General features: G+C 26.3%; 9 protein-coding genes. All 9 read left to right on the top strand.

Annotated features, from left to right (window positions below):
* The first annotated feature begins 737 nt into the window (after window positions 1–737).
* The 9 genes from HBE96_RS12085 to HBE96_RS12045 all read left to right on the top strand — a co-directional run bounded on the left by HBE96_RS12085 (window position 738) and on the right by HBE96_RS12045 (window position 11,488).
* Window positions 738–1,409, top strand: a complete 672-nt coding sequence (locus tag HBE96_RS12085) for a response regulator transcription factor (protein ID WP_169298005.1) — start codon at window positions 738–740, stop codon at window positions 1,407–1,409.
* Window positions 1,397–2,902, top strand: coding sequence for a sensor histidine kinase (locus tag HBE96_RS12080; RefSeq protein WP_169298004.1), 1,506 nt, complete (start codon window positions 1,397–1,399; stop codon window positions 2,900–2,902). Before HBE96_RS12085 ends, HBE96_RS12080 begins: the two co-directional genes overlap by 13 nt.
* Before the next feature lie 353 nt (window positions 2,903–3,255).
* The gene (locus tag HBE96_RS12075) at window positions 3,256–4,365 is read left to right on the top strand and encodes an ABC transporter ATP-binding protein (protein WP_169298003.1); all 1,110 of its coding nucleotides are present in this window, start codon (window positions 3,256–3,258) and stop codon (window positions 4,363–4,365) included.
* Window positions 4,366–4,837: 472 nt separating this feature from the next.
* Window positions 4,838–6,223, top strand: a complete 1,386-nt coding sequence (locus HBE96_RS12070; protein ID WP_169298002.1) for an ABC transporter substrate-binding protein — start codon at window positions 4,838–4,840, stop codon at window positions 6,221–6,223.
* Window positions 6,224–6,237: 14 nt separating this feature from the next.
* Complete coding sequence (locus HBE96_RS12065) at window positions 6,238–6,783, top strand: hypothetical protein (RefSeq protein WP_169298001.1); 546 nt, start codon at window positions 6,238–6,240, stop codon at window positions 6,781–6,783.
* A gap of 547 nt (window positions 6,784–7,330) precedes the next feature.
* Window positions 7,331–8,185, top strand: coding sequence for a carbohydrate ABC transporter permease (locus HBE96_RS12060; protein ID WP_425350731.1), 855 nt, complete (start codon window positions 7,331–7,333; stop codon window positions 8,183–8,185).
* Between the two features lie 13 nt (window positions 8,186–8,198).
* Entirely contained in the window at window positions 8,199–9,026 is an 828-nt protein-coding gene (locus tag HBE96_RS12055) for a carbohydrate ABC transporter permease (RefSeq protein WP_169297999.1), read from the top strand.
* A 19-nt stretch (window positions 9,027–9,045) separates the two neighbouring features.
* Window positions 9,046–10,278, top strand: coding sequence for an efflux RND transporter periplasmic adaptor subunit (locus HBE96_RS12050; protein ID WP_243186919.1), 1,233 nt, complete (start codon window positions 9,046–9,048; stop codon window positions 10,276–10,278).
* A gap of 10 nt (window positions 10,279–10,288) precedes the next feature.
* Window positions 10,289–11,488: an ABC transporter permease gene (locus HBE96_RS12045; RefSeq protein ID WP_169297998.1), complete on the top strand. Its 1,200-nt coding sequence runs from the start codon at window positions 10,289–10,291 to the stop codon at window positions 11,486–11,488.
* Window positions 11,489–11,827: the final 339 nt, after the last annotated feature.

Here is an 11,827-nt window from a genome sequence, read left to right as displayed (position 1 = left end):
TGCCTTTCTTAATTTTTCTCTGCAAAGAAAATTATACTTCAAGGCTTGGTATTATCCATTATTTATTTTTTGGAAACTATAATATGGAAACTACTAAAGTTTCGTTTGTACGAAACTTAGGTAATTAGCAAGAGATACTCCCAACTTTTAGTAAGAGGGAGTATTTTTTTATGTAATTTAATGAAGATTATGTTTATAGTGTAAAGGTAATAAACATAATCTTTATTAATGTATTAGTAATGATAAACATACTACTAGTAAAGACAGCAAAGGAATTGCTAATGACATTAAAGTAAAGGGAAATGTTGTTACATGGGGAGAAAAGCAAGGAGATATTATTATAGCTAAAAAATTAGTTGTATTTAAATATAATTAAAAATGCTAAGAAAATAAATTTTATAGGTATTTTACTTTAATTTTTACAAAAGCATGAATATAATGTTATAATTATACAAATATATATAATTCTAGTGGTTGGAAGGAAGGATAAATTTGAAAAACAAAGATGCTTATAAAATAGAAATGATGTAGAAAGTACTAAAGAGAAAACAGTATTTAGAATAATATTTCTTTGTTAAAGTCATTAATGTTTGGAATATATAACATAGTATATATCAATTTTAAATTTTGTTACATGTGATTAAGAAATTTAAAGATTAACATTATCTTAATGTTAAATGTGATAAAATTATTTAGTACATATATATACTAAATAATTTTATAAAAGGTGATTAAAAATGAACTTATTGATTATAGAAGATGATAAAGATTTATGTGAATTACTTGAAAGAGGACTAAAAAAATATGATTATAACTGTGATTTAGCTTATGATGGAAAAGAGGGATTATATAAAGTAGATATTAATGAATATGATGCTGTTATTTTGGATATTAATTTACCACAAATAGATGGAATTGCTGTTTGCAGAACTATAAGAAAAAAATCTATTGATATACCCATATTAATGCTGACAGCTAGGACGGATACTGATGATAAAGTATTAGGACTAGATAGTGGAGCGGATGACTATTTAGGCAAGCCTTTTGAATTTAAAGAATTAAGGGCAAGATTACATGCTTTAATTAGACGTAATTATAATAAAACATCTAATATAATAACAATGGGAAATTTATATGTGGATACTAAAAGTAAGATAGTAAAGATGAATGAAAAATTGATTAAGCTAACTGCAAGGGAATATGATATATTGGAATTATTATCATATAGTTATCCTAATATAATTTCATCAGAAGAAATTATTGAACATGTATGGGCAGATGATTCTAAGCAATTTTCTAATGTTGTTAGAGTACATATTACTAATTTGAGAAGAAAGCTTAGAGAAAGCAATGGAAAAAGTTTAATTGAAACATTAAAAGGAAAGGGATATAGAATATGCTTAAAATAAAAAATAGAATAGCATTATTATATAGCTTACTCACTATATTTTTAATTATTTTGGTTGCAACTCTTTCATATTATTTGTTAAAAATAAATGTTCAAAAACAGCCTATAATGAAAAATCTTAATTTGAACAAACAAATTTTAGATGAAAGTTATAAAAACAATAGTTTTGAAAATATGATAAGTGAAATTTATGATAAAAGTAAGTATTATGTAACAACAGACAAAACAGCATATAAAAATAGTAAACCATCATATAAAATTAAAACAGATACAGAAAAATCAGATATCTATGTAATGGAAGACATCCCTAATAGTAACGGAATAGTAATATTAGAATATCCATCGTACTCTAGATGTTATGCTAGTATAGCATATAAATTTGATCAGAAAGAAACTCCTAAAAAAACAAGTATAATTGGAGAAGTTAAAAAAAATGGAGCTTCAACTGTAAATAGTGAATCAAATAAACTTTTGCATAATGATAACCTATCTTTTCCTAGTTTATATGAAATTATAAATAAAAATAACAGTTTATCCAGCACACTTAATAATCAAATTAAAAATCAGAATACTAAGAATAATGTTTTAGCTATAACTACATCACAATTTGAACATATTTTTATGAATAACATATACAATAGATTTAATTATATTATTCTAATAATGATTATTATAATTGTATTAATAAACTTTATTTTTAGTGGAAGATATGCTAAGTTTGCATTAAAACCATTAATGGAATTTACCAGGAAAGTTAAAGAGCAGGGAGAATTTAAGGATATAAAATTTATTGAATTGCCAAAGACTAAGGATGAAATATATGAACTTACTAATGCTTATAATGAAGCACTAGGAAAAATAAAGACTTCGTACGAAGATTTGAGAAGATTGAATTCTTATGCATCCCATGAACTTAGAAATTCTTTAGCTGTTTTAAGGGCTAAGCTTGAGGTAGGAGAGGAAACAGATAAGATTACATCGTATATTGATAGGCTAACAGGAATTATTAATGATATTTTAGCTATGTCAACGCCTCAGCTATCTAATAATAATGAATTGGTTGATATAGCTTTAATATGTGCTGAGGCAGTTGACAATTATGCTGGCGTTTTTAACAATATAAATCTTGAGTTACCAGAAGATGGTGTAGGATTAATCAAAGGAAAAGAAATTTGGATAGAAAGATGTATTGAAAATCTTATTGGTAATGCAATAAAATTTGTTGACAGAAATAAAGAAATTAATGAAATAAATATTTATGTATCAGAGGATGATAAAAATATTAATGTTACAATTTATGATAATGGTATAGGAATAGATGAAACTAAATTAAATCGAATATTTACTCCTTATTATGGAACTAACAGTAAAGTAAGCACAGGAATTGGACTTGCATATATTAAGCATGTAATGTCATTACATAAGGGCACAATATTTCTAGAAAGCAAAAAAGGCGAATATAGCAAGTTTTTATTGATGTTTCCCAAAAATTAACAGGAATGAATTTTATAGAATAAGTATAATTCTTGGATAACAATTTTGCATGACAGAAAAGTTATCTTTTGGGTCGAGAATTAATAAGGTTGCAGATGATGAGGTTAGTCTGGCTATAACTACTAATGAAGATTTGATAATGAAATATTTGAAACAAAGTTGGTTATAATGGAATGAAAATCTGGTAAAGGATTTTATGGAATTCAGACATATGGAGCAGATTTTACAATAAAATATGTAGTATCCTACAAATTATCTTGTAAAATTTTGTTTGTTTTGAGAATAGATAATATTTTCAAACCGAGTTAAAATCAACTTGTCAATAATTAAATTATATTTGGGAGGAAAATTAAATGGCAGGTTTATCATTAAGGCATGTTTACAAAGTATATCCAGCAAATGTTACGGCAGTTAAAGATTTTAATTTAGAAATAGAAGATAAAGAATTTATAGTATTTGTTGGACCTTCAGGATGTGGAAAATCTACTACATTACGAATGATAGCTGGGCTTGAAGAAATATCACAAGGAGAGTTATATATAGGAGATACTTTAATTAATGAAGTGTCACCTAAAGATAGGGATATAGCTATGGTTTTTCAGAATTATGCCCTATATCCTCATATGACAGTATTTGATAATATGGCATTTGGACTAAAATTAAGAAAAGTGCCTAAAGATACTATAAAAAAACAGGTTACAGAAGCAGCTAAAGTATTGGGGATAGATCACTTGTTAGATAGGAAGCCAAAAGCTTTATCAGGAGGTCAAAGGCAGAGGGTTGCTATGGGTAGGGCTATAGTAAGAAATCCTAAAGTCTTTTTATTAGATGAACCGTTATCAAATCTTGATGCTAAATTGAGAGTTCAAATGAGAAGAGAAATAGCAAAGATACATAAAAGAACGCAAACTACATTTATATATGTTACACATGATCAAACAGAAGCTATGACTTTAGGAACAAGGATAGTTGTTATGAAGGAAGGAATAATTCAACAAGTTGATACGCCTCAAAATATTTACAATAAGCCAGTTAATGTATTTGTAGCAAGCTTCATAGGAAGTCCTCAAATGAATTTTATTGATGCTGAAGTTATTGAAAAAGAAGGAAAAGTCTGTTTATCATTTCAGGAAGAGGTATTATCTCTGCCAAAAGATAAAGGTGGTATAGTTAAGAAACAAGGATATGTTGGGAAAAATGTTATAATGGGCATAAGACCAGAAGATTTGGATGATGATGAAGAATTTATAACTAGAAATAAAGAACATATAATAACTGCTTATGTGGAAGTAACAGAGCATATGGGAGCAGAAACATATCTTTATTTAAAAAAGGAGAGTTCTAGTATTACAGTGAGAGTTACAGGTACTTCAAAGGCTAAAAATGGTGATAAAATAGAAGTTGCTATGAATGCATTTAAAATACATGTATTTGATAAAGAAACAGAACAAGTTATAGTTTAAATAGTATGAGGTTTCTAGTGAGTGATTTCAAAAATTTTAAAGAAATTTTTATATTTATTAGTATACTTTTTATATTAGGAAGAAAATAAACAGTAATATGGATTTTTAATTAAGTTTGAACCTATACTTGTAATAAACTGTACCCTTTGCCGAGTACACAATAAAACAGGCTGTCCACCTAGAGCTTAGCTTCTAGATGGACAGCCTGTTTGTGTCTATCTTACAGGGTATAGATTACCTCTTTGTGATAGTTATCTTAATGTTATCTTAACATTAATTTTGATAGAATCAGATTTAAAGAATGTGAAAATATTTAGTATATTTTTAAACAACTATTTTTATATGTCCAAAATCAAGATCATTATATCTCATTATTACAGTACTTAAAAGAGCTCGGGTATACTTGCTCTTTTAGCCATTAATTATTTCATTTAATAATAGTTGTAAGAAAGGAAAGGAAAACTGAATGATAATGAAAAGAAATAAAATTATAACTATTGCGATAATTGTAACAATTATTGCAATAATAGGAATATATCCAATGATTAATAAAAAAGGTTTAAATACTAGCAATAATATGAATAATTCAAATCCTTTAAAAATTTATATTTTAGCATATAATGGAGAAATAAATGATCATATCCTTCAATCTACTATAAGTGAATTTAAATCAAAGTACCCACAAATTAAAATTGAAAAAGTAATGTTTGATATAAATAAAGATGGAGGATTTGACGGATATTGTAAAAAAATACTTAATGATACTTTATCAGGGGAAGGACCAGATATATTATATTTGGACATTATTAATGCAAAAAAGCTTCAAAAATCACTTATGCTTGAAGATTTGAAACCTTTTATAGAAAATGATAAGGATTTTAAGAAGGAAGATTATAATGCTACAGTTATAAATGCAGGAATGTACAAAGGAAAGTTAACATTAATGCCATTAAATTATTATGTAATGCAGTATGCAACTACAGTACAACTATTAAAGAATAACAATATTAATTTAAAAGAAAATTGTTCTCAAAATGATTTTATAAAAGCAATAGAACCATATATTGCTTCAATAAATGGAGATAAAAATAAAATTTTATTTCCTGCACCTATAAGAATAACTGATTTTTTAGCAAGTAGTGGTATTGATTTTATTGATTATGAAAATAAAAAAGTACATTTTGATAAACCGGAGTTTAAGGAAATAATAGAAAATTATAAAAAGATATATAAGACATCAAAAAAAGAAGAAGATATGCAAGGTTATGAAGGAAATGAAGGAATAAATGGGCTGAAAAATGGAAATACATTATTTTCAGGAGATAAAATGTTTATAGCAGGTCAATTATTATCTTTAGAAAGTGTGATAAATGGTAGTACAAAAGAGGAACCAGTTATAAATAATTTCCCAGCTTATAAAGAAAAGGATACAGTAAATGCAATTGTAGGGCATTCTATGGCAATAAGTAAAAAGACCAAAAATAAAAATGCTGCATATAATTTTATAAAAATTGCTTTAAGTGAAAAAATACAGTCACCAGAGGAGAATTTAAGAATACAATGCATGCCAGTTAATAAAAAAGCAGCAGAAAATATAAAGAAGCAATATATATCAAAAGAAGTTGGAAAAAGTCAAGATGATTATACATCAACTAAAATAATAAATCAGAAATTATCACAAAACTTTGAAAGATATTATAACAAAATAACAAACAAAGTAGAAAAAGCTGTTATTACAGATTATACAATTGAAAATTTAATGAAAGAATGTTTAAAGCCATATTTTCAGGATAAGGAATCTTATGAAAGTGCAGTAAAAGTGTTAGAAAATAAAGTGAAGCTGTATATTAATGAATAAAGAGGTATAGGAACATGAAATCTAAGTATAATGTAAATAAAATAATAACTACAATTGTAATTATTGCTTTAGCTGTTACAATTGGGTATGTAGTTGTAAAAATGAAGAGCAACAATAAAGCTAGTATTAACACAAATAATGAGAAAAAAACAGTAGAAAATACTAAAGATACAGATAGTAATAATGTAAATAAAGTAGATAAAAAGAAAGAGAAAGATAATGAATCTAAAACAAGTGTAACTGAAAATAACTCAGATTTAAAAGGTTTTATTAAAGAAAGGACTGGAGATAAGATAATAATTTTAAAAACTATTCAAAAAGATGGTATTACAAAAGATATTCCAAATGCAGAAAATGATCCTAATGCTAAAGAAGTAATTAAACTTAATAAAGATACAAAAGTTATACTACGTAATATTATAGGTGGAGGGGAGAGCCACATTGATAAAACTGGAAGCTTGGATGATGTTAAACGTGATACATTCGTTCGTGTAAGTAGTGAAAAACAAGAAGATAGTATTATAGCTAAAACTATAATTATATTTACATTTAACAAATAGTTTAAAAGATAATACTCAAAAATAACTAGTAAAGTTATCTAGTGTATTTTGTTCATATTAATGCAAACAGAAGGTGTTTTTTATATGTACAAAAATATAACTAGTAATTTTACTTGTTATTTTTTTATATGACTAAGCATTATGTTATCCTACTAGTACCATTGATAATACTCTGATGGGACTGGATGAAAATGGCTATCAAAGTATGGTACAACCATTGCTGGATGCAGGATAGGTTTTTTTTAAGTTTAGATGAGGTAGTATTCCTTATAAGTAAATTTCACCTGAATTTAAGAATCACCTGATAATTCTTTAAGGTTTAATTAGAAAATTTTGAAGAAATAGTTCCTATACTGCATTATTATGGATATAAAGAGGTTTTGTAATTAAATACAATTATGAGGATAACTTCAAAACATAATCCACGAAAAGAATTCTTTTTAATATGATGTGTTTTAGATAATGAGATATGTATAATAGTACCTTAATGTTATCTTAACATTAACTTTGATAAAATTAGACTTAAAAAGAGGAAAGGATGGAATTTATGAATTTAAGGAAAAGAGAAAGTATTACAGCATATATTTTTGCGTCTCCTTCTATAATAGGATTTCTTTTATTTTTTTGTATTCCTTTTATAATAAGCTTATTTTATTGTTTTACTCAGGGAGTAGGAGATGTAGAATATGTAGGATTTCAGAACTTTGTAGATTTATTCCATAATGATGCATTTATGTTAGCTTTTAAAAATACATTGATTTTTAATGTAGTAAGTGTACCGGCGGTTATGATAATATCTTTAGGGATTACTCTTATTTTAAACAGTAAGATAAAAAAGGGATCTTTTTTTAGGACAGTGCTTACATTTCCCTTAATAATACCACTAGCCTCAGTAGTACTAGTATGGCAGATATTTTTTGGACAAACTGGTGTATTTAATGGAATGCTTTTAAAGTTTGGAATAATGGGGCCTGATTGGCTTAAAACAAATTGGTCTTTTTATATACTGATTTTGTTATACATATGGAAAAATTGTGGATACAACATGATAATATTTCTTGCAGGATTGAACAATGTACCTAAAGAGTATTATGAAGCAGCTTCTATAGATGGATGTGGAAAAGTGAGTATGTTTTTTAGAATAACTTTACCTTTAATTATGCCTACAATATTCTTTGTTTTTATAATTTCAATAATAAATTCACTAAGAGTATACAGAGAAGCTTATTTACTTTCAGGACAATATCCAGCCTCTAGTATATATATGCTCCAGCATTTTATGAATAATAATTTTACTAATTTAAACTATCAAAGATTGTCAACGGCATCAGTTATAGTGTTTATTCTTGTGGCAGTTTTAGTTTATTCTTTATTTAAGCTTCAAAAGAAATATGAGGTATAGGGGGAGTTTAATTATGGAAAAGAAAAATAAAGTAGTAGAAATAATTAAATATACAATTTTAATTATTTTTTCAATAACCGCCATAATACCTGTAGTATATATGATATCAAGTTCTTTTATGGGTGTATATGAAGTAAAGAATGCAATTGAAAATTACAAATTCCATATTATACCAGATTCTTTTACATTAATTCAGTATTATGAGATTTTGCTTAGAAAACCTGATTTTTTAATTAAATTTTGGAATTCTGTAATATTAGTTGTTCCAATAGTTATTGGACAAATAGTAGTGTCTACTTTTGGAGCATATGCTTTTGCAAAAATGAAATTTCCTTTTAAGCAGCCTATATTTTTTATGTTCATTTTATTAATGATAATGCCCTATCAAGTAACTCTTGTACCAATTTATATAATAATGAAAAAACTAAATTTAGTAGGGTCATATGCATCAGTAATATTACCAGGGATATTTTCAACTTTTGGGGTTTTCTTGATGACACAATTTTTGAAAGCTATACCAGATGAACAATGTGAAGCAGCAAAAGTAGATGGAGCAAGCAATTTTGAAATACTATTTAAAATTATTATTCCACAATGTAAGGGTGCTGTAGTTTCCCTTGCTATATTATGCTTTGTTGATAACTGGAACATGATAGAACAGCCTTTGATTTTGATTGAAGAGAGCAAGCAGCCCCTTTCAACTTTTTTATCACAGATTAATTCTAAAGATATAGGATTAGCTTTTGCTTGTGGAGTAATATTTATGATGCCAGCTATATTTATATTTCTTAAAGGAGAGAAACAATTGCTTGAAGGTATACAGCACTTAGATGGAAAGTAAAATTTAAGGTGAAAGTCTTATGTATAGAAGTGGAGAGATGTATATGGAAAATGACATTAAAAAAGACAAGAGAAATAAAATTATAACAATACTTATTATAGTTTTCATTAGCATTATAGTGCTTTGCACATATTTTTCAAAAACTATAAAAAATATGCTTCTTCCAGAAGTTAATGTAGTTAATATGAAACCAGGAACAATAGGTGAAGGTCTTGATTTAAAAGGAACGGTACAATATCAAAATACTCATAAAATTGTTTCTAAACCTGAATGGCATATTAAAGAGATAAAAGTAAAAGTGAATCAGGATGTAAAACAAGGAGATATATTAGCAACAGTAGATAATGATGAAATTATATTAAAGGAAAAAATAGAGAAAGCAAAAATAATGAAGCTGGAAGATGAACTTAAAAATTTAAAAAATCCACCAAAGCCTACAGAAAGCAAAGAAGGCGATAAATCAAAATCTAGTTCAGGTGAACAAGATACCTCAAAAAGTAATGAAGATAGAATTAAAGAAGTTAAGTTTGAATTAGAGACAGAAAATATGCAGTATAAAGAAATTCGCAAAGGGTTAACTGATGATGGAAATATTTTATCAGATATAGACGGAAAGATAGTAAGTATAGGTTCACAAGGTTCAGGAGGAAATTCAGGAAGTGATGAAGAAACAGCAGCTGTAAGTGGAGAAGGTATGCCACTATTTCAAATGATAAATAGTGAAACTAATTTTTCTGTTAAATGGACAGTTTCATATAAAGAGGGAGAAAAATATTCAATAGGAGATAAAGTAAATATTTTTATACCTACTGTAGAAAAAGATTCTAGTGGAAATATAAAAGATAAGAAATTAAGCTCTAATATAGCTCAAAAAAAATACAATGACAAAAAAGAGGAATATGAATTTTCAGCAGACATAAAAGATGAGGTAGATATGAAGCAGGGAGATAAGGTTACAATAAACACAGCAGAAGGTACAAAAAAATATAATAATGTTATACCTAAAAGTTGTCTAAATGAAGATCAGGGAAAATCTTATATATTTTTGGTGAAGCAAAGAAGTGGAGCTTTAGGTAGTGAATTTTATGTAGAAAAAGTTTTTGTACAGGTAAATGCTTATGATGACCAGAATTGTTCTATTAAGTCTTCACAAAGTAATGATGAGACAAAAGATAGTTATGGAATTGTAAGTAATACATCAAAGCCTCTTTCTGACAAAACAGAGGTTAAAATTCAGTTTGCAGGCAAATAGAGGTGATATTGTGAATATTAAAAGATTTACAAGGATCAGACTTATAGTAAGTAGTACTATTTTAATTATTATGATTATAGTAAGTAATTATCTAAATTTAAAGGTGAGTAAAAATGTTTCTAGCATAATAGAATATAAAAATAAAGTAAGTGATAATGGTATTACATTTGAAGAACTTAATAAGGTAAAAGAAAAATGTAAGGATTTAAAATTAACAGGGTATAAAGAAGTTCATGTAAATACAGCAAATATATATGGAATTTTACCAGGAAGAAAAATTAAAACTAAGTTAGTACTTACAGATGAAAATTATTTTAGTTTATATCCTAGTAAAATTATAAGAGGTGGAAAAATTGATTATTTATCAGCGAGGAATGGAGATAAAATTGCTGTAATAAGTGATGGATTAGCAGTTTCTCTTTTTAAAAATATAGATGTAATTGGGAACACCCTTATCATAAATAATGAAAAATATAAAATTATTGGAGTGTATAAGGAAAACAAGTCCCTGATGTACAATGCATCAGATGATGGATATAAGAGAATATATGTACCATATGCATCATATAAAAACACTAGTGAAAAAGGCGGAAATTTTTTAGATATAATATCAACAAAGGAAACTAGTGATAATGGTGAAAAGATTATATATGATAAATTAACTAAAGTTTTGGGAAATAAATTATCTACATATAATGTGTATAATTATACTATTTCCAAGAAAATAATATATGAGCAAATACACATATTATATTTTATTATGGGTACATTTACAATTATTTTTTTACTTAAAATCATGATAAAGCATATTAAAGGGGCAGTAATATTTTTAAAAGTAAATATAAAAGATAGGTACTTAAGAGAGATAATAAAAGAAAATACTAGAGTGATTAAGATTGTTTCACGTAAGATACTTTTCTATTTAATTGGAATTATTGTTATATTTAGTATAATAAAATTTAATATAATTGTTGTAGACAAATATTTACCTACTGAAAATGTATTTGATATTAATTTTTATAAAGGAACTATAATAAGAGATATTCAATTAATAAATGCCAACGAAAATGGAGTAAATAATATATATAACAGATATCTAAGTAATGCCATAAGAATTCAGCATATACTTCTTTTTATGGGAACAGTTACTTTTATAGTGGTGCTTGTAGATATTAAGGCCGAAAAAATAGTAAGGCATTTTGAAAAATAAGCTGTAAATGCTTTAAAAGTTTATACTATTGCAGCTTGAAAAAGAACAACAATCTACTATGGATGAATTTAAATCAAAATATTTTAATATAAAAATTAGGAAACAGAAGTTATTAGATAATACATTAAATGATTTATTATGGAGTGTTTAAATCATATTTTGAAGGTAAATCTATACTCAAAGTGCTAGAAAATAAGTTTGAATTAAATTTTTATCATTAAATAAAGGATTTAACATTGAAAATGTTAAATCCTATTCTTAGAAAGTTCTGTAGTTTGTTTAAGTTAGGTAAGGAAGTGAAGTTTTTACTAAGTAAATTTTATTGGCTAAAATAAGGTT

Source organism: Clostridium muellerianum (assembly GCF_012926525.1).
Taxonomy (GTDB): domain Bacteria; phylum Bacillota; class Clostridia; order Clostridiales; family Clostridiaceae; genus Clostridium_AM; species Clostridium_AM muellerianum.
This window is presented reverse-complemented; position numbering and strand designations above follow the sequence as displayed.